The 25,610-nt window shown below is 70.4% G+C and carries 23 protein-coding genes and 1 tRNA gene; 19 read left to right on the forward strand and 5 right to left on the reverse strand.

The genetic code is table 11. The features are described 5' to 3' along the window. Window positions 1–288: 288 nt before the first annotated feature. From ACWGIH_RS03050 to ACWGIH_RS03095, 10 genes are all read left to right on the forward strand, one after another. Entirely contained in the window at window positions 289–1,083 is a 795-nt protein-coding gene (locus ACWGIH_RS03050) for a GntR family transcriptional regulator (RefSeq protein ID WP_453448727.1), read from the forward strand. 142 nt (window positions 1,084–1,225) lie between these two features. Then, window positions 1,226–2,350 carry a TIGR03364 family FAD-dependent oxidoreductase gene (locus ACWGIH_RS03055; protein ID WP_453448726.1) on the forward strand — a complete coding sequence of 375 codons (1,125 nt, stop codon included), beginning with the start codon at window positions 1,226–1,228 and terminating at the stop codon, window positions 2,348–2,350. 5 nt (window positions 2,351–2,355) lie between these two features. After that, window positions 2,356–3,060 carry a phosphonatase-like hydrolase gene (locus tag ACWGIH_RS03060; RefSeq protein ID WP_453448725.1) on the forward strand — a complete coding sequence of 235 codons (705 nt, stop codon included), beginning with the start codon at window positions 2,356–2,358 and terminating at the stop codon, window positions 3,058–3,060. Further along, window positions 3,057–4,109 (forward strand): ABC transporter ATP-binding protein, encoded by a 1,053-nt coding sequence (locus ACWGIH_RS03065; protein ID WP_453448724.1) that lies wholly within the window; start codon window positions 3,057–3,059, stop codon window positions 4,107–4,109. Before ACWGIH_RS03060 ends, ACWGIH_RS03065 begins: the two co-directional genes overlap by 4 nt. Further along, a complete protein-coding gene (locus ACWGIH_RS03070; RefSeq protein WP_453448723.1) occupies window positions 4,102–5,055 on the forward strand; it encodes a 2-aminoethylphosphonate ABC transporter permease subunit in 954 nt (317 codons plus the stop codon). Before ACWGIH_RS03065 ends, ACWGIH_RS03070 begins: the two co-directional genes overlap by 8 nt. Continuing rightward, on the forward strand, window positions 5,042–5,839 hold the full coding sequence (locus ACWGIH_RS03075; protein ID WP_453448722.1) for an ABC transporter permease: 798 nt from the start codon (window positions 5,042–5,044) through the stop codon (window positions 5,837–5,839). The genes ACWGIH_RS03070 and ACWGIH_RS03075 overlap by 14 nt, the downstream gene beginning before the upstream one ends. 32 nt (window positions 5,840–5,871) lie before the next feature. Continuing rightward, complete coding sequence (locus tag ACWGIH_RS03080; RefSeq protein ID WP_453448721.1) at window positions 5,872–6,960, forward strand: 2-aminoethylphosphonate ABC transporter substrate-binding protein; 1,089 nt, start codon at window positions 5,872–5,874, stop codon at window positions 6,958–6,960. A 114-nt stretch (window positions 6,961–7,074) separates the two neighbouring features. After that, window positions 7,075–7,854: an HAD-IIA family hydrolase gene (locus tag ACWGIH_RS03085; protein ID WP_453448720.1), complete on the forward strand. Its 780-nt coding sequence runs from the start codon at window positions 7,075–7,077 to the stop codon at window positions 7,852–7,854. 71 nt (window positions 7,855–7,925) lie between these two features. Further along, window positions 7,926–8,465: a hypothetical protein gene (locus tag ACWGIH_RS03090; protein WP_453448719.1), complete on the forward strand. Its 540-nt coding sequence runs from the start codon at window positions 7,926–7,928 to the stop codon at window positions 8,463–8,465. A 15-nt stretch (window positions 8,466–8,480) separates the two neighbouring features. Next, window positions 8,481–9,146 carry a class F sortase gene (locus tag ACWGIH_RS03095; RefSeq protein ID WP_453448718.1) on the forward strand — a complete coding sequence of 222 codons (666 nt, stop codon included), beginning with the start codon at window positions 8,481–8,483 and terminating at the stop codon, window positions 9,144–9,146. A 346-nt stretch (window positions 9,147–9,492) separates the two neighbouring features. Here ACWGIH_RS03095 and ACWGIH_RS03100 read toward each other — a convergent pair whose 3' ends face one another. Beyond that, complete coding sequence (locus ACWGIH_RS03100; RefSeq protein ID WP_453448717.1) at window positions 9,493–10,251, reverse strand: ANTAR domain-containing protein; 759 nt, start codon at window positions 10,249–10,251, stop codon at window positions 9,493–9,495. A gap of 161 nt (window positions 10,252–10,412) precedes the next feature. On the opposite strand from ACWGIH_RS03100, the gene ACWGIH_RS03105 reads away from it, so the two are divergent. Beyond that, the gene (locus tag ACWGIH_RS03105; protein ID WP_453448716.1) at window positions 10,413–11,447 is read left to right on the forward strand and encodes a glycoside hydrolase family 6 protein; all 1,035 of its coding nucleotides are present in this window, start codon (window positions 10,413–10,415) and stop codon (window positions 11,445–11,447) included. A 110-nt stretch (window positions 11,448–11,557) separates the two neighbouring features. On the opposite strand, the gene ACWGIH_RS03110 is transcribed toward ACWGIH_RS03105, so the two are convergent. The 4 genes from ACWGIH_RS03110 to ACWGIH_RS03125 form a co-directional block, all read right to left on the reverse strand. Beyond that, window positions 11,558–13,498, reverse strand: coding sequence for a galactose oxidase-like domain-containing protein (locus ACWGIH_RS03110; RefSeq protein WP_453444305.1), 1,941 nt, complete (start codon window positions 13,496–13,498; stop codon window positions 11,558–11,560). Continuing rightward, complete coding sequence (locus ACWGIH_RS03115) at window positions 13,495–15,480, reverse strand: glycosyltransferase family 2 protein (protein ID WP_453444307.1); 1,986 nt, start codon at window positions 15,478–15,480, stop codon at window positions 13,495–13,497. The genes ACWGIH_RS03110 and ACWGIH_RS03115 overlap by 4 nt, the downstream gene beginning before the upstream one ends. Window positions 15,481–15,782: 302 nt before the next feature. Next, window positions 15,783–16,514 (reverse strand): FadR/GntR family transcriptional regulator, encoded by a 732-nt coding sequence (locus tag ACWGIH_RS03120; protein ID WP_453444309.1) that lies wholly within the window; start codon window positions 16,512–16,514, stop codon window positions 15,783–15,785. 113 nt (window positions 16,515–16,627) lie between these two features. Then, window positions 16,628–16,701, reverse strand: a tRNA-Lys gene (locus ACWGIH_RS03125). 255 nt (window positions 16,702–16,956) lie between these two features. Here ACWGIH_RS03125 and ACWGIH_RS03130 point away from each other — a divergent pair. The 8 genes from ACWGIH_RS03130 to ACWGIH_RS03165 all read left to right on the forward strand — a co-directional run bounded on the left by ACWGIH_RS03130 (window position 16,957) and on the right by ACWGIH_RS03165 (window position 25,574). Next, window positions 16,957–18,303, forward strand: a complete 1,347-nt coding sequence (locus ACWGIH_RS03130) for a peptidoglycan-binding protein (protein ID WP_453444311.1) — start codon at window positions 16,957–16,959, stop codon at window positions 18,301–18,303. 211 nt (window positions 18,304–18,514) lie between these two features. Continuing rightward, complete coding sequence (locus ACWGIH_RS03135) at window positions 18,515–19,720, forward strand: SPFH domain-containing protein (RefSeq protein ID WP_453444312.1); 1,206 nt, start codon at window positions 18,515–18,517, stop codon at window positions 19,718–19,720. After that, window positions 19,707–20,405 (forward strand): nucleoside/nucleotide kinase family protein, encoded by a 699-nt coding sequence (locus tag ACWGIH_RS03140; protein WP_453444313.1) that lies wholly within the window; start codon window positions 19,707–19,709, stop codon window positions 20,403–20,405. Before ACWGIH_RS03135 ends, ACWGIH_RS03140 begins: the two co-directional genes overlap by 14 nt. Before the next feature lie 106 nt (window positions 20,406–20,511). Beyond that, window positions 20,512–21,114: a lytic polysaccharide monooxygenase auxiliary activity family 9 protein gene (locus ACWGIH_RS03145; protein ID WP_453444314.1), complete on the forward strand. Its 603-nt coding sequence runs from the start codon at window positions 20,512–20,514 to the stop codon at window positions 21,112–21,114. 118 nt (window positions 21,115–21,232) lie between these two features. Continuing rightward, window positions 21,233–21,733, forward strand: a complete 501-nt coding sequence (locus ACWGIH_RS03150; RefSeq protein WP_453444315.1) for a DUF3592 domain-containing protein — start codon at window positions 21,233–21,235, stop codon at window positions 21,731–21,733. A gap of 53 nt (window positions 21,734–21,786) precedes the next feature. Next, complete coding sequence (locus tag ACWGIH_RS03155) at window positions 21,787–23,451, forward strand: AMP-binding protein (protein ID WP_453444316.1); 1,665 nt, start codon at window positions 21,787–21,789, stop codon at window positions 23,449–23,451. A gap of 189 nt (window positions 23,452–23,640) precedes the next feature. After that, window positions 23,641–24,936, forward strand: a complete 1,296-nt coding sequence (locus tag ACWGIH_RS03160; protein ID WP_453444317.1) for a sensor domain-containing protein — start codon at window positions 23,641–23,643, stop codon at window positions 24,934–24,936. Next, a complete protein-coding gene (locus ACWGIH_RS03165; RefSeq protein WP_453444318.1) occupies window positions 24,900–25,574 on the forward strand; it encodes a LuxR C-terminal-related transcriptional regulator in 675 nt (224 codons plus the stop codon). The genes ACWGIH_RS03160 and ACWGIH_RS03165 overlap by 37 nt, the downstream gene beginning before the upstream one ends. Window positions 25,575–25,610: the final 36 nt, after the last annotated feature.

Here is a 25,610-nt window from a genome sequence, read left to right on the forward strand (position 1 = left end):
CCCTGTGCCGCACCCCGGGTTGCCCGCAGGCGCTGAGCCCCGCCTGCCGGACCCTGCGCCGCCCGGCCGTCGCCGACGCGCTGTTCGCCGCGGGCTGGGTTCTCGCCGTGGGGGCCCGGCGCCTGCGGGCCGCCCGAAGGCGTTGAGCCCTGTCACCCCCCTGCGCTGAGCCCCGCCCGCAGGCGCCGAGCCCCGCCCGCAGGCGCCGAGCCCCGGCCCAAGGCGCCGAGACCCCCACCCCGCCCCCCGTTCACCTCCCAGTTCACGTCCGTCTGCGAACATCCCCGGGTGGACAACCCGAACCCCCCGCACCCTCCCGCCCACCTGCTCGACCAGGCCCCCGGCGCCCCCATCCGCTCCGGCATCCCCGAGCACGGGCGCATCCCGAAGTACTACGCGGTGAAGGCCCGAATCGCTGATCTGACCGAGGAGTTGGGGGACGGGCAGGCGCTGCCGACCGAGCGGGATCTCGCCGTCCGGTACGAGGTCGCCCGGGAGACCGTGCGGCAGGCGTTGCGTGAGCTGCTGCTCGAAGGGCGGTTGCGAAGGCAGGGGCGCGGGACCGTCGTCGCGGGGCCCAAGCTGGAGCAGCCGCTGTCCCTCGCGAGCTACACGGAAGGCGTACGCAGGCAGGGGCGTACCCCCGGGCGCAATCTCATCTCCCTCGATCAATTCCCCGCCCCCGCAGCCCTCGCCGCCGAGATCGGCGTCCGGCAGGGCGAGCCCGCCTGGCACATGGAACGCGTGCTGCTCGCTGACGACGAGCGGGTGGGCCTCGAGAGCACGTACGTCTCCGTGGCCCGAGTCCCCGCGCTCGACCGGGAGTTCGAGCCCGACTCGTCCTTCTACGCCTACCTCCGCGATCAGCTCGGCATCCCCTTCGGCGACGCCGACGAACGCATCGAGACCGTCCTCGCCACCCCCCGCGAGGCCCTCCTGATCGGCACCCCTCCCGCGCTGCCCATGCTGCTTATCCACCGTGTCTCGCGTGACACCTCCGGCCACCCCCTGGAGCGGGTCCGCACCCTCTACCGCGGCGACCGGTTCTCCTTCACCACGCATCTGGGCAGCAGCGGCGCCTGACATCCCCGCATCCCGTATGGGTGTGGATCCTCCTCGTCGGTAACGGAAAGGTAACGGGTCTGGGCCAAGCTTGGGTGGCCGTTCACCATCCCGTTGCCGACCGGCCCACGGCGGGTCACTCGTCCCCAGGAGCGTTGCCGCCGTGAGAGTCATCGTCGTAGGAGCCGGCGTGGTGGGAACCATGCACGCCTGGCACGCAGTGGAACGCGGCCACGAGGTCGTACAGATCGAGCGCGAGAGCGAGGCCCGCGGAGCGTCGCTGCGCAACTTCGGGCAGATATGGGTGAGCGGCCGCGCCGGGGGCGAGGAACTGGACACCGCCCTGCGGGCCCGCGAGCTGTGGGAGGAGATCGGCGCACGGGTGGAGGGCATCGGCTTCCGGGCCAACGGCTCCCTCACCCTCGTGCGCAACGAACGCGAGCGCGCGGTCGCCGAAGCCGCCCTGGCCCGCACCGACGCGTCGGCCCGCGGCTACAAGCTGCTCGGCGCCGACGAGGCCCGCGCCCTCAACCCGGCGCTGCGGGGCGAATTCATCGCCGGACTGTGGTGCGAACGGGACGCCGCCGTCGAGCCGCGCACCGCCCAACTCCGCCTGCGGGAAGCGTTGCTGCGGTCCCCCCGCTACACCTTCCTGCCCGGCCGCGAGGTCCGCGACGTCGTCGGCGAGAACGCGGTGCGGGACGACCACGGTGACGTGCACACCGGTGACGTCGTCGTGCTCGCCACCGGCGCCTGGCTCGGTGGCCTGGTGCGGGAGCTTGCCGGGCCCGACCTGCCCGTGCGCCGCGTGCGCCTGCAGATGATGCAGACGGAGCCCCTCGGCGAGGCGCTCACCACCTCGGTCGCCGACGCCGACAGCTTCCGCTACTACCCCGCGTACGCGTCCGACGCCCTCGACGCGCTCCACGCCGGACAGGCGCAGACGCCGACCGCCGCCGAGCACAAGATGCAGCTTCTGATGGTGCAGCGCGAGGACGGCGGCCTGACCATCGGCGACACCCACGAGTACGAGCACCCCTTCGCCTTCGACACCCTCGAGGACCCCTACGACCACTTGACCGCGGTCGTCGAGGGCTTCCTGGGCCGTCCGCTGCCGAAGATCAGGCGGCGCTGGGCCGGGGTGTACGCGCAGTGCGTCGACACGGCCCGTGTCGTGCACCGCCAGCAGGTCCGCGACGGCGTGTGGCTGGTCACCGGGCCCGGCGGGCGCGGCATGACGTGCTCGCCCGCGATCGCCGAGAAGACCGCCGACGAGTTGGGATGGTGAGGGAGTTGGACCACACGAAGAACGAGCGGTGCGGGCTTGTCGTCCTCGACATGGCCGGTACGACCGTCGCGGACGGCGGGCTCGTCGAGGAGGCGTTCTCCGCCGCCGCGCTGGAACTCGGCGTCGAGCCGGGCTCGGCCGACCACGCCGAGAAGCTGGACTACGTACGCGCCACCATGGGCGAGTCCAAGATCTCCGTCTTCCGGCACCTGTTCGGGGACGAAGCCCGCGCCCAGCAGGGCAACATGGCCTTCGAGAAGGCGTACGGGGAGCTCGTCGACGGTGGTCGTATCGCGCCGATCCCCGGGGCTCGGGAAGCCGTGGAGGACCTCAGGTCCGCCGGGCTGACCGTGGTGCTGACGACCGGCTTCGCCCGCGTCACGCAGGACGCCATCCTGGACGCGCTCGGCTGGCGGGACCTGGTCGAGCTGACCCTGTGCCCCGCCGACGCCGGCGGCCGTGGGCGGCCCTACCCGGACATGGTGCTCAGCGCCTTCCTGCGGACGGGGGCGGTGGAGGACGTCCGGCGGATCGCCGTCGTGGGCGACACGGCGTACGACATGCTCAGCGGCGTACGGTCCGGCGCCTCGGTGGTCGCCGGAGTACTGACGGGGGCGCACGACGCCGGGACGCTGCGGTCCGCGGGGGCCACCCATGTCCTGGGTTCCGTCGCCGAACTGCCCGCTGTGCTCGGGGGTGTCGGCGGATGAGCAGCGGCATCCGCTTCGACGGCGTCTCGGTCGCCTACGGCAGGAACACCGTGCTCGACTCGCTCGACCTGACCGTGGAGCCCGGCGAGGTCATGGCCCTGCTCGGCCCTTCGGGCTCGGGCAAGACGACCGCGCTGCGGGCCGTCGCCGGGTTCGTGCGGCCGGCGTCAGGACGGGTGTTCATCGGAGAGCGCGATGTCACCGGTCTGCCGCCGCATCAGCGGGGGATCGGGATGGTCGTCCAGCAGTACGCGCTGTTCCCGCACATGCGGGTCGCGGACAACGTCGCCTTCGGAATGAAGGCGCGGAAGGTCGCCAAGGCCGAGATTCCGGGGCGGGTCGCCGAGGCGCTGGACATGACGGGGATGGCCGCGTACGCCAAGCGGTTCCCCCGGGAGCTCTCCGGCGGGCAGCAGCAACGGGTCGCCATCGCGCGGGCGTTGGCCGTGCGGCCGGGAGTGCTTCTGCTCGACGAGCCGCTGTCCGCGCTCGACGCGCAGTTGCGGTCCGGGATGCTGGGCGAACTGGCGCGGCTGCACCGGGAGTTGCCCGACGTCTCGATTCTCTACGTCACCCATGACCAGGTGGAGGCCTTGACCCTGGCGGACCGGATCGCCGTCATGGACAAGGCCTGCCTCAAGGACTGCGGGACTCCGCAGGAGCTGTACCGGGCGCCTCGTACCGAGTTCACGGCTTCCTTCGTGGGGAACGCGAATCTGCTGCCGGTGCGGGTCGGTTCCGGCACCGTCTCGTTCGTCGGGACCGACCTGAAGGTCGATACGGGAGAGGTGGCCTCGGGCGTCGGCGCCACATTGTGCGTGCGGCCGCATCTGGTCGGTCTCGGGGACGGTCCCAACGCCCTTTCCGGCCGCGTCGCCGAGGTGCAGTGGCGGGGGGCCACCCATCGGTTGTACGTGGATGTCGGCGGGCAGCGGGTGAAGGCGGACCTCCGGGAGCTTCGGGACCCGCCGGGCATCGGCGACGAGGTCACGCTGCACTTCGCGCCCGAGGACGCGGTGCTGTTGGGCGCGGGAGTGGCTGATGCCTAGCCCCGGTGCACGCCTGGTCAGCGGTGATCCGGCAACGGGGGCCGCACCCGGCATTCCCCAAGCTCTCGGCTCCGCTCGAGCAGGGGAGGCCCCAATCGCCCCGCGCAACGCCCGCCCGCGGCAGAAGCGCCTCCCCGCCTTCGTCTGGGCCCTGCCCCCCGTCGCCCTCCTCGCCCTCTTCTTCCTCTACCCCCTCGCCCTCGTCGTCCAGCAGTCCCTCCAGCCCGACACCGGCGGGACCTCCCTGCAGCCCTACTCCGACGTCTTCGCCTCCGAAGCGTTCCGGGAGGCGCTCGGGACCACCGTGTGGCTGGCCGTCGGGTCCACGGTCGGGTGTCTCGTGCTCGGGTTCGCGCTCGCGCTGATCATCGCGTTCGTGCCGTTCCCGGGAGGGAAAGCCGTCGCCCGGTTCATCGACGTCTTTCTCTCCTTCCCGTCCTTCCTCATCACCCTTGCCCTGCTGTTCATCTACGGGACCAAGGGCATGGCCAACGGAATATGGACGGACGCGACCGGGGCCGCCGAAGGGCCGTTTCAGTTCCTCACCACCCCGTGGGGCGTGCTCCTCGCGGAAATCACGTACTTCACGCCCTTCGTGATGCGCCCGCTGCTCGCCGCGTTCTCGCAGATCGACACCGCGCAGCTGGAAGTGGCATCGAGCCTCGGGGCGAAGCCCGGCCGCATCGTCCGGCGGGTCATCCTGCCCGAGGCGCTGCCCGCCCTCGCCGCCGGCGGCAGCCTCGTACTCGTCATGTGTCTGAACGAATTCGGGATTGTCCTCTTCACCGGAGCGAAGGGGGTCACGACCCTTCCCATGCTCGTTTACAGCAAAGCGATCCTCGAATCCGACTATCCGGCGGCCTGTGTCGTCGCCGTGGTCAACATCGCGATCTCCGTGGGTCTCTACAGCCTTTACCGGGTGGTGAGCCGTCGTGTTGGTGCATAGCCGCAAGGGGAAATGGGCCACCTGGGCCCTGTTCCTCGTCTTCTTCCTGCCGCTCTTCGCGCTTCCGCTGCTCGTGATCCTGGCGGCGTCCTTCTCCTCGCACTGGTCCGGGGCTTTTCCCTCCGGGTTCACCACGGGGCACTACGAGTCCGCCATCCGCGGTGAATCGCTCCAGGCACTCACCACCAGCCTGGTCACCGCCGTCGGCGCCAGCCTGCTCGCGCTGACCGTCGGGTCCTGGGCCGCGCTCGCCGCGGCCTCGCTGAAGAAAGGGGGCAAGCGCCTCCTGGACACCCTCTTCATGCTGCCGGTCGCCGTGCCCTCCGTCGTCGTCGGGCTCGCGATCCTCGTGGCGTTCAGCAAACCGCCGATGATCCTCAACGGAACGCGCTGGATCGTGATCCTCGCGCACACCATTCTTGTCACCGCGTTCGCCCATCAGTCGGTCTCGGCTGCCATCGTCCGGCTCGACCCGGCGTACGAACAGGCCGCCGCCTCGCTCGGCGCCCGGCCCTCGTACGTCCTGTGGAAGGTGAAGCTGCCGCTCCTGCTGCCGTCGCTCAACGCGGCCGCGGGCCTCTGCTTCGCCCTCTCCATGGGCGAGTTGAGCGCCACGATGATGCTCTATCCGCCGGACTGGATGCCGCTGCCCGTGCGGATCTACGCGGCCACCGACCGCGGCTCCCTCTTCACCGGCGCCGCCGTCGCGGTGGTCCTGATGGCGGCCACGCTGCTCGTCCTCTTCGCCTTCTCCCGCATGCGCACCCGCGCCTCCTACCGCTGAAGTCCGCAAGCTCTCAAGGAGCACGAAACGTCATGTCACGCCTTACCCGAGTCCGACACGTCCGCACGCTCGCCGCCGTCTCCGGCAGCCTCGTCCTCGCCGCATCACTCACCGCGTGCGGCGGCGAATCCTCCGCGTCCGACGCGAAGGAGGTCACCGTCTACAGCGCCGACGGCCTCAAGGGCGAGAACGGCGACGGCTGGTACGACCAGGTCTTCAAGGACTTCGAGAAGAAGACCGGCATCAAGGTGAACTACGTGGAGGGCGGCTCCGGCGAGATGGTGCAGCGCGCCGTCCGCGAGAAGTCCAACACCCAGGCGGACGTGATCATCACCCTGCCGCCGTTCATCCAGCAGGCGGACGAGAAGGGGCTGCTCCAGGCCTACAAGCCCAAGGGGTCCGACCAGGTCGACGGCGCCCTCAAGGCCACCGACGGCAAGTGGACCTCCGTGGTGAACAACTACTTCGGCTTCATCTACAACAAGAAGGAGCTCGGCGGCTCCAAGGCGCCCAAGACGTGGGAGGACCTCACCGACCCCGCGTACAAGGACAAGGTCCAGTACTCCACGCCCGGCGTCGCGGGCGACGGAACCGCCGTGCTCATCAAGGCGATGCACGACTTCGGCGGCAAGAAGCCCGCCATGGACTACCTGAAGAAGCTGCAGACGAACAACGTCGGTCCTTCCGCCTCCACCGGCAAGCTCGCGCCCAAGGTCGACAAGGGCGAACTCCTCGCCGCGAACGGCGACGTCCAGATGAACTACGCCCAGTCCAAGGACATGCCGAACCTGGGCATCTGGTTCCCGGCCACGTCGAAGGACCCGGGCGGCAAGCCCACCACCTTCGCGCTGCCCTACGCGGCCGGACTGGTGAACAAGGCCCCGCACTCCGCCAACGCCAAGAAGTTCCTCGACTACCTGCTGACCCAGAAGGCCCAGCAGCAGGTCAGCGAGATCGGCGGCGGCTTCGCGGCACGCAAGGACATCAAGGCCACGGACGCCGACGCGGTCGCCCTCGACAAGATCGTCGACGGGGTCGAGATCTTCGAGCCGGACTGGGACGACATCTCGGAGAACCTCCGGACGTACGTGGAGGACTGGAAGTCGGCCACCGGCAGCTGAGTGGTACCCGGTGATCGACGGGGTCAAGATCACCACTTCCTGATTAGGGTGGGGGCGTCGGCACAGCGCTGTCCCGGCGCCCCAGCCAACCCGTACACCGCAGGAGTGCACCCCATGGCAGAGCGCAAGCCCATCGAATCGTGGCTCACCGACATGGACGGCGTGCTCATCCACGAGGGCGTTCCGATCCCCGGCGCTGACTCCTTCATCAAGAGGCTCCGTGAGTCCGGCAAGCCCTTCCTGGTCCTGACGAACAACTCCATCTACACCGCGCGCGACCTGCAGGCCCGGCTGAACCGCATGGGTCTCGAAGTGCCCGTCGAGAACATCTGGACCTCGGCCCTCGCCACCGCGAAGTTCCTGGACGACCAGCGCCCCGGCGGCACGGCGTACGTCATCGGCGAGGCGGGGCTCACCACCGCCCTGCACGACATCGGGTACGTCCTGACCGACCACGCCCCGGACTACGTGGTGCTCGGCGAAACCCGTACGTACTCCTTCGAGGCCATGACCAAGGCCGTCCGGCTGATCAACGGCGGGGCCCGCTTCATCTGCACGAACCCGGACGAGACCGGGCCCTCCATGGAAGGGCCGCTGCCCGCGACCGGGGCCGTCGCCGCGCTGATCACCAAGGCCACGGGCCGCAACCCCTACTTCGCCGGCAAGCCGAACCCTCTGATGATGCGCACCGGCCTGAACGCCATCGGGGCGCACTCCGAGACCAGCGCCATGATCGGCGACCGCATGGACACGGACATCCTCGCCGGTCTGGAGGCCGGCATGGAGACCTTCCTGGTCCTCACCGGTCTGACCTCCCGCAAGGACATCGACCAGCACCCCTTCCGCCCGTCCAACGTCGTGGACTCCATCGCTGACCTGGTAGAACGCGTGTGAGATCACCCGTTTGCCGCACACGGGAGGCGTGAGCCGAGAGCGCGCGTGAACCTCGATACAGGAGGTTCACGATGCGTAGAGGCTCACTCACCCTGCGTGGTATAGCCGGGGCCGCTGTCCTCGCCGCGCTCCCCCTTGCCGCTACGGCCCCCGCACACGCCCACGAAGAGGGCAAGGTGCACGCCACGGTCACGCCGGCCAGCGCCGCGTCCGGGGCCAAGGTCGAGATCAGCGTCACGGGTTGCGAGGGGACGACCGGATCCGCGGGGTCCGGGGCGTTCTCCGGCGACGCGAAGCTCACCGGCAGGGACGGCGGCAAGTACTCGCTGAACGGCTCCGCCACGCTGCGGGACGGCGTCAGCGGCACGTACGACGTGACCGTCGTCTGCGACGGCCACCCCCACCAGGGCGTCGGCACCGTGGAGGTCGTCAAGCACCGCACCGAGCCCGTCTCGCCGGTCCGCGCGGGCGGCGGCGGCACCGCGCAGCTCGCCGCGCACACCCAGGAGGCGGGCCCCGGAACCCGGCACGCCGTGATCGGCCTGGTGCTCGCCGGGGTGGCGGCGGTGGCCGTGGCGCTGCGCAGCGTGCGCCGGCGCCGCTCCGAGTGACGGGCGGGGGCCGGCATGTCGGGCCATGAGGGGTCGACGGGGCACGGGCGGTTCCTCACCGGGGTCGCCTGGGCGCTGGTGCTTGTCGGGCTCTGGCTGTGGGGCAGCGAGATCACCGACGTACGGGGCGGTGTCTCCGAGCCCACGAACGGTGACGTGGCCGCGGTCGGCCGACCGTTCGCCGTCGAACTCCCGGCCGCACACGAGCCGTTGGGCGCCGCCAGGCCGCAGCGCGTCGATGTTCCCTCGCTGAAGGTGCGGGCGCCCGTGATCACCCGGGGGCTCGACCAGGACGGTGCCATCGATCCGCCGCCCTTCGAGCAGGCGGACTCCGTCGGCTGGTACGGCGGCGGGACGCGCCCCGGAGCGGCGGGCACGTCCCTGTTCGTGGGCCACGTGGACACCGAGACGCGCCCCGCCGTCTTCTACGACCTCAGCGCGGTGCGTCCGGGCGAGAAGATCCTGGTGGCCCGGGACGACGGCTCGGTCGCCGAGTTCACGGTGGACGACGTCCAGGTCATCAGCCGGGACCGCTTCGACGCGAAGAAGGCGTACGGCCCCCACGAGGAGGGCCGCGCCGAACTCCGACTGATCACGTGCGGCGGCACGTTCGACCGGGCCACCAAGACGTACTCGGCGAACGTGGTGGTGTCCGCCTACCTCACCGGAGTGGGGCCGTAGGAGCAGCGAGGCGCGAGCGCACTCCCGCCGCGCTCGCGCCGTGCTGGCGCGGGCCTGGCTTCGGTGCAAGGACAACCCGGCCCGGTCGGCGGCCCGCTCCCCCCGGAGCCGTCGACCGGGCTGGTCCTCGACCGCGCGCGCACGAGCTGCGGGAGTAACCCGGCGCCGGCGCGGGAGGTTCGGTGGCCAACCCCGCAGTGCGGGATGGGCGATCAGGCCGGGGGCTTGGGCCGTTATGACGACTCTAGAACGGATGAGCGCCGGAGCCTAGGGGGGAATGACGCCAAGTCGTGCTGTGCTTTCTCTCTGTGATCACCGCAGGTGGCGGTGGTCCAGGTGGTGACCTTCAGGCAGGATGGGACCAACCGCCGCGCAGCGCCGCGTCATCGAGCGATCCCTTGATCACCTCGGTGGCGACCAGGTCCATGACCAGCCGTTCTCTGCGCGCGTACCGCCGCAGTGCGTCGAAGGCCTCGTCCACCCCGGTGTGCCAGCGCTCGGCCAGCATGCCTTTGGCCTGTTCGATGCGGATACGGCTGGTCAGAGCCCCCTGGAGCTGTGTGGCGAGCGTCCGGTACTCCGTGTAGGCACGGTGGTTGTGCAGGCCCACGGCCGCGGCGTCGGCGATCGCCTGCGCGAGCCCCAGCTCACCGTCGGCGCACGGACTCCAGGAAGTCGCCTCGGGCACGAAGACGTTGAGCGCCCCGAGCAGGGTCTCGCGCTGCCGCAGCGGAACCGCGTACGTCACCCCGATCCCGTGGCGTCGCGCCAGCGCGGTGAACTCCGGCCAGCGTGCGGCGGATTCGTCCGCCGTGAGGCGCACCGGCGGCACGGGAAGCCCCGTGCCGAGGCTCTCCACGCAGGGTCCGCCGTTCTGCTGGGCCCCGAGCAGGCCGAGCGCGAGGTCCCGGGGGTGCCCGCCCGCGGCGAACGAGGGCGAGCCCGAGCCGTCGAAGATGACGCCGGTGGCGGACGCGTCGAGCAGCTCCACGCAGTGACCAGCGACCCGGCCCAGGTAGCGCTCCGGGTCGAAGTCGTCGTCCAGCGTGTTCGCGGTCTCCACCAGAACGTGGGCCAGCCGTAGTTCAGAGGTGCGATCCCGCATGATCTCCTCCCCAGGAGCTCGGCCCCGCCCATTGCGCCTACCCCCGCGCGGCGAGCTGTAACAGGTCTCCAACAGGTCTTCGCAGCGGACGGGCGGGCCTCGTGAGCCGGGAACGCGTATGTCAGGATTGAGAATCGGACAGTGCACCCAAGGGGGAGTGGATGTACCACAAAGGCACCGGCCGCGGTCATCGGATCGCGGCCCGGGGGGTGAAGGCTGCGGCGGCGTTTGCGGGGGCTGCGCTGCTGCTGTCGGGGTGCTCCTCCGATGACGGCTCGGGCGAGGAGGAATCCTCGGGGCAGCCCGTCAAGCAGCAGCCCAAGAGCTCCGACCCGTACTGGGTCAACCCGGAGGGGAACGCGGCCAAGCAGGTCGCCGCGTACGAGAAGGACGACAAGAAGGACGACGCCGGGCTGATCCGGAAGATCGCCGAGCAGCCGGTCGCCGAATGGATCATCCCGGAGAACGCGGAGGATCAGGCGCGCGGCTTCACCGAGGCCGCCGAGAAGGCCGACAGGGACGCCCTGTTGGTCCTCTACAACATCCCGCACCGCGACTGCGGCCAGTACTCGGGCGGCGGCGCGGCCGACGGCAACGCGTACCGCACGTTCATCGACCAGGTCGCCAAGGGCATCGGCGACCGGAGGACCACGGTCATCCTGGAGCCGGACGCCGTGCTCCACATGGTCGACAACTGCACGCCGGAGGAGTTCCACGAGGAGCGTTACGACCTTCTCAAGGGCGCCATCGAGAAGCTCAAGTCCCTGAAGAACACCAAGGTGTACCTGGACGCGGGCAACGCGGGCTGGAAGAACCCGGACTCGCTCTGGGAGCCCCTGAAGTGGTCGGGCGTCGAGCGGGCCGACGGATTCTCGGTCAACGTCTCGAACTTCCAGACCACCGCGGCCAGCAAGGAGTTCGGCAAGAAGCTCTCCGCGAAGATCGGCAACAAGCCGTTCGTCATCGACACCGCGCGCAACGGCAACGGCCCGTACACCAAGGGCAAGGACACCTGGTGCAACCCGCCGGGCCGGGCGTTGGGCGAGGTGCCCACCACCAAGACCTCCGACCCGCTCGTCGACGCGTACCTCTGGATCAAGCGTCCCGGTGAGTCGGACGGCACGTGCCGGGGTGGCCCCAAGGCGGGGGAGTGGTGGCCCGAGTACGCGAAGGGCCTCGCGGAGGCGGCCAAGTAGGAGCGCCCCGTCAGGGGCGCGGGGAACTGCGCGCTCAGCGCGCGAAAAGCCGCAGTCGCATCTGCCAGGTATCCCGGCAGATGCGACTGCGGCTTTTCCGTGCGCGCCGGTCAGGGGATGTGCACCCACTGGGCCTTGCTCGGCGTGCCCTGGTCGTCCGTCACGAAGAGCATGTACCAGCCGGACTCGACCAGGCTCTTCTCCTTCGGGATCGTCACCGTGACGCCGCCCGCGGACTTCTTCAGGTCGAGTGCGACCGACGTCTGGTCGATGTCCGTGACGTGCGTCGACGCGCTCGGCCTGATCAGGCGGGCCGTCTTGATGGACGAGGCGTGCTGGGTCTTGAAGGTGCCCGACCCGCCGCGCCTGATCTCCTCGGGGCCGCCGGTGAGTGTGGGCTGCGAGCCCTGGTACAGGTACGGCGGGGTGTAGATCTCGATGCGCTGCTCGAACTCTCCGGGCTTGGTGTTGGCCTTGTCGGAGTAGAGCGAGTCGGAGCCGAAGAACATCACGCGGCCGTCGGGCAGCAGGATCGAGCCCGAGTGGTAGTTGCGGCCGACCTCCGGGTCCGCGACCCGCCGCATGTTGCCGGTCTTGGCGTCGTAGATCCGCGCCTGCTTGATGTTCGAGTCACCGCGGCCGCGGTAGTCCTCCGAGCCACCCGATATCAGCACCGTGTCGTCGGGCAGGGTCGAGGCCTGCGGGTAACGCGTGCCCTTCTCCAGCTCGGGGCCGTCCTCGAACTTCGGGTCGTCCTCCAGGAGGTCGACGATGCGCGTCTTCTTGCTGGACTTCTTGGACTCGCCGACACCGCCGCCGCCGACGACCATGTACTTCTGGTCCTGCGCGGGCGGCAGTTCGACCGTGTTGGAGGTCTCCAGGAGATTCGGGTCGCTCATCCCCGGGATCCCCTTCCAGCTGCCCTTCTTCTCCAGGTCCCAGGTGCCGGGCTTGCGGCCGACGTCATCGGGGCCGTAGCCCGCGTTCGAGCCCGAGTAGAAGAGCCTGCCGCTCTCCAGCTGGAAGACGGCGGGGTAGGTGGGGAACTGGCGGACCTGCTTGGTGTAGGTCCACTTCTTGGTCTTGGGGTCGTAGACCTCGTTCTTGCCCGGGACCAGCTGGCCGATCTCGTCGAGGCCGGAGAGGCTGAGCACCTTGCCGTCCGAGAGCGTGGTCAGCGTGGGGTACCAGCGGGCCTCGTTCATCGGGTCGACCTTGATGTACTTCTCGGCGACCGGGTCGAACTCGAAGGCGTCCTTGATCCCCTGGAAGTCCTTCTTGTCCAGGGCGAGCTTCTGCGCGATGCCGTACGTGTTGCGGGTGGCGGCGCCCTTGAGGCCCTGCACGCGGTAGTTGTCCTGCGTGCCGGTCTCGTGCTTCGTGCCGCTCTGCTGCGCCTCCACGTACACCCGGCCCAGGCCCGGTTCGTTGCGCACGAACGCGCCGGTCTGCTTGTCGAAGACCTTCTTGGCGCGCTCGACTACGACCGGGTCCTTGGAGACGAACGTCTTGCCGTTCTTCTTGCCGGTGAACTTCGTGCCCGCGGGCAGCGTGATCGGCTTGTCCGGGTCCTCGTTGTGCACCACCATCAGGCCGCCCGCCTTGGTGATGTCGCCCTTGAGCTTCTCGTAGCGCTGGGTGCCGCCGGCGATGAGGAGATTGCCGTTGGCGAGCTGGGTGTGGCCGGTGCAGAAGAGGTCGACCGGCGTCTTGATCTTCTTGATCGTGTTCTTGACCGGGTCCCACAGGCGGGTGTCGAACTTCTTGGCGTCGAAGTTCTTCTGGTTGTTGCCGGAGCCGGCGACCAGGAGGATCTTGCCGGTGTGCAGGAGCGCCGCGTGGATCGTGTTCTGGCGGTACTCCTCGGGGAAGTTCACGACCTGCCAGTGGCCGTTGTCGGCCTTGTACTCCGGCTTGTTGATCTTGTAGTCGTGGTACTTCTCCGAACCCACGCGCCACAGCCACGGGCCGTTCATCCCGGCCAGCGCTATGACCACCGCCGCGCCTATCGCTATGCGGCGGGCGCGGCGGCGGCTGGAGCGGTCCTTCATTTCTTACGTCCCCCAAGGGCGATCTGCATGGTCTGGTCGGTCGCTGCCCAGCTGGGCTTCTGCTGCGGCGCGTGCGGCGCGTGCGGCGGCTGGTGTGCCTGTGGCAGCTCCGCCGTGGTGTCCCGCTGCTGCGGCACCATCGGGTCCCCGTCGCCCGAAGGCGGCCCCGAAGGCCCGGCACCGTGCCGGGACTTGCGCTTCTTCTTGTCCTGGCGCATGCCCCACCGCCAGGCGAAGATCGGCGCGGCCGTGATCAGCAGGGCGAACGTGGCCCAGATGATCATCGCCGGGTGGACGTGGTCGAACACGAACGCGGCGGCCATCGAGCCGGCGAAGACCAGGATGAAGAACAGGTGGATGCGGAACGTGCCGAACAGGGTGTCCGGGCTCGCCGAGTCGCCCTTGGGGGTCACCACGAACTTGCTCTTGCGGCGCAGCGCGGCGTCGAGCAGGGAGCGTGCGTAGACCGGCGCGGAGAGGGCCGACATCACCATGCCCGCGATACCGCCGGAGCCCTCGGGCTCGTGCGGCGAGACGTTGTGGCGGCGGTTCCAGATGTAGAGGCCGATCTGCAGCGCCGACGCGTTGCCGTACAGCATCAGCCAGATCGTCGGGTCGATGTTCACGCCCGATGCGCCCATGCCGAGGAACAGCGCGCAGGAGAGCGCGGCCAGGATCCAGTTCATGGCGGACATCGGGTAGAAGATGACCATCATCGTGTAGTTGAAGAGCCGGCCGGGCGGCAGCGAGAACGGCGCCTTCCAGAACTGCTTCAGGATGGTCTCGTACGTCCCTCGCGACCAGCGCAGCTGCTGCGTGAAGAAGTCCGTCCAGGCGTTGGGGCCCTCACCGACCGCGAGCACGTCCGGGGTGTAGACCGACTTCCACTTCTTGCCGGTCCTCGGGTTCGTGGCGCGGTGGATCTCGAAGCCGGTCGCCATGTCCTCGGTGATCGAGTCGTACAGACCACCGATCTGCTTCAGGGCGCTGATGCGTACGGCGTTGCTCGTGCCGACGAACATGGGGGAGCCGTACGCGTTGCCCGCGCGCTGGATCAGCGCGTGGAAGAGGAACTGCTGGGACTCGGCGGCCTTGGTGATGAAGTTGTCGTAGTTGCCGTAGACCTGCGGGCCGATGACGAAGCCGACGTTCTCGTCGCGGAAGAAGCCGAGCATCCGCTCGAGGTAGTTCGGCATCGGGACGTGGTCGGTGTCGACCGATGCGAAGTAGTCGTAGTCGTCGCCGTGCGCGTCCAGCCAGGCGTTGTAGTTGCCGTGCTTGGTCTTGGCGCGGTGCGGGCCCTTGCTCATGTTCCACTTCGCGATGCCCTTGCGGGAGAAGTGGTGCACGCCGAGCCGTTGGCAGACCTCCTTGACGGCGGGGTCGTCGCCCTCGTCGAGGAGCCAGACGTGCATGAGACCGCGGTGGCGGATCTTGACGGCCGCCTCCAGTGTCTTCGTCACCATCTCCAACGGCTCCTTGCCGGGCACGAAGGAGGTGAGGAAGGCGACACGGGTGCCGGTCTCGGGCACCACGGGTATCGGGTCACGGGCTACGAGCGTGGCGTGCGCGTTCGACAGCACGTTCATGCAGCGGAAGAACTCGATCAGGCCGATGGATATGAGCATGATGACGTCGAGCGTCGGCAGCCAGTCGTTCGCGACGTAGTCACGCTTCGTCCAGTGCGTCGGCTGCAGCAGCCAGGCGAGCAGCACGAGGGAGAGCAGCGGCGCGGCTCCCAGCATCAGCGCGGCTCTGATCCGGTGCGGCTCCTGCGACAGCAGGGAGCGGTACTGCACCTTGTACGGCTTGGTCGGGTCCGGCTGCGTGAGCGGCCCCGCGAGACGGCTGTAGTGCTCGTAGTCGTATCGCGGCAAGGCCTTCTTGATACGTCGGAACCCGCCCGTCCGGTGCGACGGCACCCGCAGTTGGGTCGTCTCTGACGGGTCGTTCGGCCGGGCGCCCGTCGGCGTCGACGTCATGAGTCATCCCCCCGCACGCGGTCGCCCGCGTGTTCGTTGGTCGTTCCGTCCGACTCGGTCCCCCGACCTTCACGGACGCATCAGTGGCAGGCCACCGTCCCCTTAGACATGGAACAGCTACCTTCCGGTTGCATGATGCCCCCCTCGGCATCGAATCGTGAAAGGGACCCCCGTCCCTCACCCCGCGGGCCTCGGTCGGCCGGGCCCCCCAACTGCCCGGCACCGCCAGCCTCATGAGAGCCAAAGGCTCCAGCACAAGGTTCTACGCCCCTAGCCTTGATCGCAAGAGCGAAACAAGGGGTTTACCGGTCATACGAGGGATTCGAGTTGCCTGCTGAGACAGGAGCGCTCAATCGCGTTCGAATATTACCGAAGTGTTCCCGTATCGCCCGCTCGGCCCGGAGTACATCGCCGGACCGGACCGCGTCGAGGATCTCCCGGTGCTGGCGGCACGTGACCTTGGGATCGTGCGGAACGTCGACCAGATCGGTGCGTACCTTGTGGAAGGCGTCCCAGAACGCCTCCAGAACCTCGCCGAGCAGCGGATTGCGCAGGCAGCGGTAGAGAGTGGCGTGAAACGCGCGGTCGGTTTCGGTGTGCACCACGCCCGGCTGACCGCTCCGGCCGTCGTTCTCCGCCGCCTCGCTGTCCATCCGGTCCACGAGTGCGTCGAGCGCGGCCAGATCCGCGGCCGGTATACGGCCCGCCAGGCGCGCGATGAGTCCGGTCTCCACGGCCTCCCGCAGCTCCAGGAGCTGGAGCAGGCTGTCCTCGCCGCGGTAGTGGCCGGCCACCGTCCGGAAGGTGAGGCCCTCGATCATCGGAGCCATCGACATGGGCCCGACATACGTGCCGAAACCGTGTCGGATCTCCACGATGCCCATCGCCTGCAGCGCCTTCAGGGCTTCTCGCACGGAGTTCCGACTGACGCCGAGACGTTCCATCAGTTCGGGCTCGGTGGGCAGGGAGGCGCCCGAGGGCAGCCGCTGGTCGATGATGAGCTTTTTGATCCGCTCCTGGATGTCGCGCGCCATGGCGCAACGGTAGCGGTACGGACACGGGTCTCGACCCGGCGCGGAAGACGTGTGTTCACCGGGCGCAGGAACCACGAAAGCCCCCCGCGTGAACGGAGGGCTTTCGCTGTCTGTGCGCCGCCAGGGACTCGAACCCCGGACCCGCTGATTAAGAGTCAGCTGCTCTAACCAACTGAGCTAGCGGCGCCTGCTGACCTGGAGAACTCTACCGGATGCCGACGGGTGCTCCGGACCATCCGCGAGCTCGCGGGGGCCCGGGACGGCATTGCGTCGGGCCGCGGGCGGGCTTTGCCAGGGGCGGGGTCCGAGAGGCCGTGGGCGGTGAATGCGCGGGGACTCCATCATTCGGACCGTCAACATGCGATATCACCGGACAGTTGAGAAGCTGACGACTGTGCAGATGCGACGCAGGCATTCTTTCCTGGAGTGTGAGGGGAATCGCATGGAGGGAGCTCCGGTATTCGAGGAATTCGAGCCCGAGAGCGACTGCGATTGCCCCGGATGTATTCACCGGCGACGAGCCATGACCCACGCACTCCCCGTACGGCAGGGCGGCCACCCGGCGGCGCACGGCGCGCGCCGCGCCCTGGTCGTCGCCGCGGCCGCGGGCACCGTGCTCGGCGGTGGCCAGGTCCTTCCGGCGGTGGCGGCACCCGGCGCCGGGCATCACCCGGCGGGGCCGCCGGGCACGGTTCCGGTGATCCCGCCGGACGACGACCCGGGCGCCGGGCCCGGACCCGGCAGCCCGCAGGGCGGCAGGAGCGCGCTGCACGGAGTGCCGGGCAGGCCGGGTTCGCCGGGCCCGTCGGCGTCGGCGGCGCGGAACACGACGCGGGCCGAGATCCTCGCCCGCGCCCAGAAGTGGGTCGCGGCGAAGGTGCCGTACAACATGGGCAAGTACTGGTCCGACGGCTACCGGCAGGACTGCTCGGGCTATGTCTCGATGGCCTGGAATCTCGGCCGCAACGAATGGACGGGCAGCCTCGCCCGGTACTCGGTGCGTATTACGAAGACCCAGCTTCAGCCCGGCGACATCCTTCTCTTCCATAATCCGGCGAACCCCGAGAAGGGCTCGCACGTCACCATTTTCGGCGGCTGGGCGAACGCGGCGCACACGCATTACGTCGCGTACGAACAGACCCGCCCGCACACCCGCAAGCAGACGACTCCCTATGCCTATTGGAGCAATGCGACCCGCTATCTGGCGTATCGCTACAAAGGGGTCACGAGCGGCACCCCGGGCGGCTCGGGTCCTGGCACGGGGACGCGCTACCCCGGGGCGGGGTCCTTCGGTCCGGGCGCCGACAACCAGTACGTCACCCAGCTGGGCAAGGCATTGGTCGCGCGGGGCGGCGCCCGGTTCTACACGACGGGGCCGGGCCCGCACTGGAGCGACGCGGACCGCCGGGCCACGCAGGCGTTCCAGCGGGCGCAGGGCTGGACCGGCCGTGACGCGGACGGCCTGCCGGGCCCCGCGACCTGGTCGTACCTGGTGACGGGCAAGGGCCGGGACATCCCACGCGCCGGGTCGGGTGGCACCCAGGGCGCTGCGCCGGCGTACCCAGGCAGGGGCGTGTTCCGTCCCGGCCAGTCCAGCCCCGCGATCGAGCAGCTCGGCAGGCAGCTGGTGAAGAAGGGCTTCGGCAGGCACTACGCGCGGGGCCCCGGCCCCCAGTGGAGCGAGAGCGACCGCCGCAACGTCGAGGCGTTCCAGCGGGCCCAGGGCTGGCGGGGCGCGGCAGCGGACGGCTATCCGGGCCCCGAGACCTGGCGGCGGCTGTTCACGTGAGCAGAAAGGTGACCGGGTCAGGGGTGTGACCGGGTCGCGGGTGTGACCGGGTCAGAGATGTGACCGAGTCACGTATGAGACCGGGGCACGGGACGGTGCCGGGGCGCAGAGGTGACCGGCGAGCAGATGTGACCGGGAAGCAGATGTGACCGGGGCACGGATGACATGCAGGCACGTATGAGATCGAGGCACGTATGAGCCGGAGGCAAGGATGAGTGCGACAGCGGCATCACGGTCACAGACCCCCCAGCCCGAGGAGCCGCAGACCGCCGGCGCCCCGGACACGACCGCCCGCTCCCCGCGCCTGATCCACAGCGAGGCCACCACCGAGATCCCCATCCATCTGCTCTTCCGCGACGACCCCGCCGACCCCGGGGTGGCCCTGGCGCCCGCCGTGGTGCGGCGTCGCCAAGGAACAGGGGAGCAGCCGCGCGCCAACCGTCGGCCCCCGGCCCCGGCGGTGTCGGCAGGGGCGAGGGCGGTGCGGCCCCTGCCCGTGGTCGACCCCGACCTCGGCGAGCGGTCCGCATGCGTTCTGCCCGGCGCGGTCGGGGTGCTCGGCGGCACCGCGGGAGCGGCCGGGTGCGCGGCCGCGCTGTGGTGGGCGGGGGTGCTGCCCGAGCCGGTGGCGCAGGCGGCCGGACTGTTCGGGGTGGAGGGGCCCGGCGGTCACGCCGCGTACGCCGGGCTCGGCCTCGCGCAGTGGGCCTCGCTCGCCGGTTCGGGCGCCCTCGCGCTGTTCGGGTTCGGGGGCCTCGCCCGGGGCCGGGTCGGTACGGCGTGGGTGCTCACCCTCTTCGGGCGCTACCGCGGCAGCGTCCGCCGTACCGGCCTGATGTGGGTCAATCCGCTCCTGCTGCGCCGCCGCGTCGACGTACGCCTGCGGCACTGGCGCAGCGAACCGATGCCCGCGGTGGACCGGGGCGGGGTCGCGCTGCGGGTCGTCGTCCTCGTGGTGTGGCGGGTCAAGGACGCGGCGCGGGCGACGCTCGGCGTCGCCGACCACCAGGAGTATCTGCGCGAGTGCGTCGAGGCGGCGACGGCCCGCGTCCTGTCGCGGCTGCCCGCCGACGCCTTCCACGACGACACCGCGACCCTGCGCGACGCGGACGCGGTGGGCGACGCGCTGACCCGGATGCTCGTGGCGGAGGCCGAGCCGGTCGGCATCGAGATCTTCTCGGCCCAGCCGACCCGCATCGAGTACGCCCCCGAGATCGCCGACACCATGCGCCTGCGCCGGGTCGCCGCCCTGGACGCACGGCACCGCGACAGCGTGCTCACCTCGGTGGTGGACTCCGTCGAGGACACGGTGACCCGGCTGACCACCCGGGGCCTGGTCGAGCTCGACGACTACGAGCGCAAGGCCTTGGTCAAGGACCTCACGGTGGCGTTCTATACGGGGCATGGAGAACGCTGACCCCACCCCCACCTTCGCCACCGCTCCCACCCCCGCCACCGCTCCCACCCTTCGCGCCCTGGCCAAGGACGCCCGGCAGCTGGCCGCCGACCGGCCCCGCACCCTCCTCGGGATCGCGGGGCCGCCCGGCGCGGGCAAGTCGACGTTCGCGCGTGCCCTGGTGGAGGAGATCGGCGAGGGGGCCGCGTATCTCCCGCTCGACGGGTTCCACCTCTCCAACGACCAGTTGGAGCGCCTCTCCCTCACCTCGCGCAAGGGTTCGGAGCCGAGCTTCGACGTCCGGGGGTACGTCGCGCTCCTCGCCCGGGTCCTCGATGACCCGGGCCACGACATCTACGTACCCGACTACGACCGCACCCTCCACGAACCGGTGGCCGCCCGGCACCGCGTCCCGCCGACCGCCCGGATCGTGGTCACCGAGGGGAACTATCTGGCCTGCGATCTGCCCGGCTGGCGCGACGCGCGGGACCTGATGGGGGAGTGCTGGTATGTGGCGGCACCTGCGGAGGTACGTCAACAGCGCCTGATCGACAGGCAGTTGGCGGGCGACCGGTCGGCCGACGGGGCGGCGGCGTGGGTGGCGACGAACGACGCCCCGAACGGTGATCTCGTCGAGACGTCGCGCCACCGCTGCGATCGGATCGTCTCCACTATTGGTATGGACATGTTCAACTACCGCCCATAATCTGGGCTTGGTCTAGACCGCAGTACTCACTGCATCCCACTGCACCCGCAGTGCCGCAGCGCGCGCACGGCTCACGGAACCCCCACGTTTCCCCTGGAGCGGCAGCATGCGAAACAAGAAGATGTACGCGGCCATGCTCGGCGCCACCACGTTCGGGGCCCTCGCGCTCTCGTCCGGTGGCGCGAGCGGTCACGGCTACACCGACCTGCCGGCCAGCCGCCAGATCAACTGTGCCAACGGCACGGTGAGCGGCTGCGGTTCCATCCAGTACGAACCCCAGAGCGTCGAGGGCCCCAAGGGCTTCCCGGCGTCCGGTCCCGCCGACGGCAAGATCTGTTCGGCCGGCGTCAGCGGCTTCGACTCGCTCAACCAGCCGAAGGCGCCGGGCGGCGGAGCCTGGCCGACGACCAGTGTCAGCGCAGGACAGAACTACAGCTTCCGCTGGCAGTTCACGGCACGTCACCGCACCACCGACTTCAAGTACTACATAACCAAGCAGGGTTGGGACGAGAGCAAGCCGGTCACGCGGGCCGCCCTCGAGACGACCCCGTTCCTCAACGTCCCCTACAACGGTCAGCAGCCGCCCGCCACGCTCTCGCACTCCGGGACGATTCCCGGCGGCAGGAGCGGACACCACGTGATCGTCGCGGTGTGGACGGTCCACGACACGGCGAACGCGTTCTACGCCTGCTCGGACGTCAAGTTCTGAGCAGGACTTGAGGCTCTGGCGCACTCCCCACGGGTAGGTTCCGCGTACGTCGTCCCTGACCAGGACGGCGTACGCGGGGCAGTACCGGCGACAACCATCGGGGGATGCAGTGGAGTTCATGTTCTATGCCGTGCCGACGTTGATGTGCGTCATGGTGGTCGCGACGGCGGTCATGGTGACCAAGCGCTACCTGCAGGTGCGGCAGGCGTGGTCGAGCGGCCTGACGGCACAGGCGCGCTGCCTGCGCACGTACACCACGACGAGCCGCCACAGCGACAGCAACCGCATCAGCACCACGCTGCATCACGTCTATGAGTTCACTCCGCTCGCGGGCCGCCCCGTACGGTTCGAGGAGGAGGACGGCGCCGCGACGACCCTCGAGGGCGACTTCGTCACCGTGTACTACGCGGCGGAGCACCCCGAGCGGGCGACGGCGCACGCGCCGAGCCCCGCCAAGGGGGCGGCGGCCATGATCGGCGTGCTCTGCTTCCTCGGCGTCGTGCTGGCCTTCTGCGTCGCCTTCATGGTGACGGCGCACGACATGTTCGGTCTGGCTGACACGCTCGACTCCGGCGACGGCTTCGAGTCGGACGACGGCTTCGAGCCGGACCTGCCGTAATCCTCCCTCGCGGGACTCCTCATCTGACGGGCCATCAATTATGGTGCGCGGCCATGGAGTCCACCGGGAGTACCGTCGCGGAGCTCGTGCGGGCGCGGTGGGGCGATCACCGCCCCGGGCTGCGCTTCGAGCACCAGGAGCTCACCCACCACCAGGTCGCGGCGGGCGCGGCGGCGAGAGCGGCACTCCTCGCCGACCTGCTGCCCAGAGGGGCCGAGCCGCACGTCGGCGTCCTGCTCGACAACACCCCGGAGTACCCCCTGTGGCTGAGCGCGGCGGCGCTCGCGGGAGCGGCGGTGGCGGGCATCAACCCCACGCGCAGGGGCGCGGAACTGGCCCGCGACATCGTGCACACCGACTGCCGCGTCCTGATCACGCAACGGGCGCACCTCGCGCTCCTGGACGGCCTCGCGCTGCCGGGCGTGCGCATCCTGGTGACGGACACGGATGCGTACGGGGAGCTGCTGGCCCCTTATGCGGACGCGCGCCCCGAGGTGTCGCGGGCGGCGACCCCGTCGAGCCGGATGCTGCTCTACTTCACCTCCGGGTCGACGGGCGCGCCCAAGGCCGCGATCTGCACCCAGGGTCGCCTCGCGGCGGCGGGGCAGTCCCTGGCCGGCCACTTCCGGCTCGGCCCGGAGGGCGTCCACTACATCTGCATGCCCATGTTCCACGGCAACGCGGTGATCGCGGACTGGGCGCCCGCGCTGGCGGCCGGGGCGGGGGTGGCGCTGCGGCGGCGCTTCTCGGCCTCGGCCTTCCTGGACGACGTACGGGCGTACGGGGCGACGTACTTCACGTACGTGGGCCGGGCGGTGCAGTACATCCTGGCCACGCCCGATCGCCCCGACGACACGGAGAACCCCCTCCTGATGGGGTTCGGTACGGAGGCCGGGGCGGTGGACGCGGCACGCTTCGAGAAGAGGTTCGGGGTGCGGCTCGTCGAGGGGTACGGGTCTTCGGAGGGCGGCGCGGCGATCCAGCGGGCGCCGGGCGCCCCGGCCGGGGCGATCGGGCGGGCGGCGCCGGGGGACGACTTGGCGGTGGTGGATCCGGGGACGCGGGAGGAGTGCCCGCCCGCTGTCTTCGCGGCGGACGGCAGGCTGCTGAACGGGGAGGCAGCGATAGGGGAGCTGGTGAACAAGGGGCGGACGCCGTTCGAGGGGTACTGGCGCAACTCCGAGGCGGACGCGGCGCGGCTCCGGGACGGCTGGTACTGGACGGGGGATCTCTTCTACCGGGACGCGGAGGGGTTCCTCTACTTCGCGGGGCGCACGGACGACAGGCTCCGCGTGGACAGCGAGAACCTGGCGGCGGCGATGATCGAGAACATCCTCGCGCGGTGGGAGGCGGCTGCGGCGGTCGCCGTGTACGCGGTGCCTGATCCGGTCTCGGGGGACCAGGTGATGGCGGCGGTCGCTCCGCGGCCGGGGGCAGACTTCGATCACTTGGCCTTCGCCGAGTTCCTGCTGGCGCAGGAGGACCTGGGCACGAAGATGGCGCCCCGCTTCGTACGGGTGGTGCGGCGGATGCCCGTCACCGCGACCAACAAGGTGGCGCGGGCCGCCTTGCGGGGGGAGGGGTTCCGCTGCGGGGATCCCGTGTGGTGGCGTCCCGATCCCGGGGCGGGGACCTACCACCGCCTTACGCCGACGGCCATGGCCGACCTGTTGGCCCAGTACCGGGCCCAGGACCGCGAGGGGCTGCTGTCGGGCTGAGCCCTGCTTTTCCTCGGGCGCGCGGGCCTCTTTCGCCCACCGCCAGTTCACCCCGTAGCCACCCCTGGACGACCGAGCTCTCCCGTCCGCCCGCCGCATTGCCCCGCAGCGACCGGCGATGGTCCAGCCCCGCCCGCCCGAGCCGCGCCCCGCCCCGCCCCGCCCCGCAGTTCCGCATACCGTGGCCCCATGGCCGGGGAAAGTGTGTGGGCGGGGCTTCGGGGGCGGGGCTATCTGGGGAGCAGTGCGCCCTGGAGGGGCGTGGCGTACCTCGTGGGCGGGGTGCTGTTGGGGGCCTTGGTCCTCGTCGGCGGGGTGGTCGCCCTCGTGCTCGGCGCTGCCCTCGCTCTCGTTCTCGTAGGGCTTCCCCTCCTCCCTCTCCTTGCCCTCACCGGCATCCCCGTCGCCGCCTTGGAGCGCCGCCGCCTCCGTCTCGTCGACCCCGCTTCCCCTGCCCCCACGCCCCACCGCACCCCTGAAGCCCCCGGAGTCCCCGCCTGGTTCAAGCTGCGCGTCAAGGAGCAGGCCACCTGGCGCGAGCTCGCGTACGCCGCCCTGCTCGCCCTGGTTCTGTGGCCCCTCGATCTCCTCGTGCTCGCCTGCACCGTCGGCGCCCCCGCCGTCCTCATCGCCGTACCCGCCCAACTCGCCCTGGACGGCGGCGAGATCCGCGCCGCCAAGCTCTGGCTGGTCAGCGACTACCCGCACGCCTTCGCCGTGGCGCTGCTCGGGCTCGTCCTCCTCGTCCCGCTGCTCTACCCCCTCGGCGCCTACGCCTCCGCCCGCGCCGCCCTCGCCCGCCTCCTCCTCGCGCCCCGCGAGGCCGAGCTGGCCACCCAGCTGGAGCAGGTGACGCGTTCCCGGGCACGCCTCGTCGACGCCTTCGAGGCCGAACGGCGGCGGATCGAGCGGGACTTGCACGACGGTGCCCAGCAGCGACTCGTCGCGCTGACCATGACCCTGGGCCTCGCCAGACTCGACGCCGCTCCCGGCACCCCCCTCGCGGCCCAGCTCGCCACGGCACACGACGAGGCGGGCAACGTCCTCACCGAACTGCGCGAACTCATCCGCGGCATCCACCCCCAGGTCCTCGCCGACTACGGTCTCGCCGCCGCCGTCGAGGACGCCGCCGACCGCTCGCCGATCCCCGTGGACACCGACCTGGACCTGCCCCGCCTCCCCGAACCCGTCGAATCCGCCGGGTACTTCGCCACCCGCGAGGCCCTCACCAACATCGCCCGGCACAGCAACGCGAACCGCGCGCACATCAGGGCCCGCCATGAGCGAGAGGTCCTGCGCATCGACGTGCGCGACGAGGGCGACGGGGGCGCGGACCCCGCCCGAGGCACCGGCCTGACCGGCCTGGCGGACCGGATCGCGGTGCTCGATGGCACACTGACGGTCACCAGCCCGCCGGGCGGTCCGACCGTACTGTCCGTGGAGATCCCGTGCCGAGCCCAGCACCCGTCCAGCGCCCCGCACTGAGAATCGTCGTCGCCGAGGACAGCGTGCTGCTGCGCGAGGGACTCATCGGCCTGCTCACCCGCTTCGGCCACGAGGTGCCTGCCGCGCTCGGGGACGCCGAAGGGCTGAGCGCGGCCGTCGACGCGCACGAACCGGACCTCGTCCTCACCGACGTACGCATGCCGCCCGGCTTCCAGGACGAGGGGCTGCGTGCCGCCCTCGCCCTGCGGGCGCGGCGGCCGAAGCTGCCGGTGCTCGTGCTCAGCCAGTACGTGCAACGCTCCTACGCCGCCGAGCTCCTGGACACCGGGGACGGCACCGGCGTCGGCTATCTGCTCAAGGACCGCGTCGGCCAGGTCGAGCAGTTCGCCGACGCGGTGACGCGGGTCGCGGACGGCGGCACGGTCGTGGACCCGGAGGTCGTACGGCAGCTGATCAGGCGCCGCCGCGACCCCCTCGAACAGCTCACGCCGCGCGAGCGCGAGGTGCTCGGCCTGGTGGCCGAGGGCAGGTCGAACGCGTCGATCGCCGCCGAACTCGTCGTCAGCGAGGCCGCGGTGGGCAAACACATCGGCAACATCCTCGGCAAGCTGGACCTGCCCCCGGGGGACGGAACGCACCGCAGGGTCCTCGCGGTCCTGGCGTACCTGCGCTCCTGAGCCGGGAAAGCGTGCACAGGCCACCGGTCGGGTCGA

The organism is Streptomyces sp. NPDC054872 (assembly GCF_053610705.1).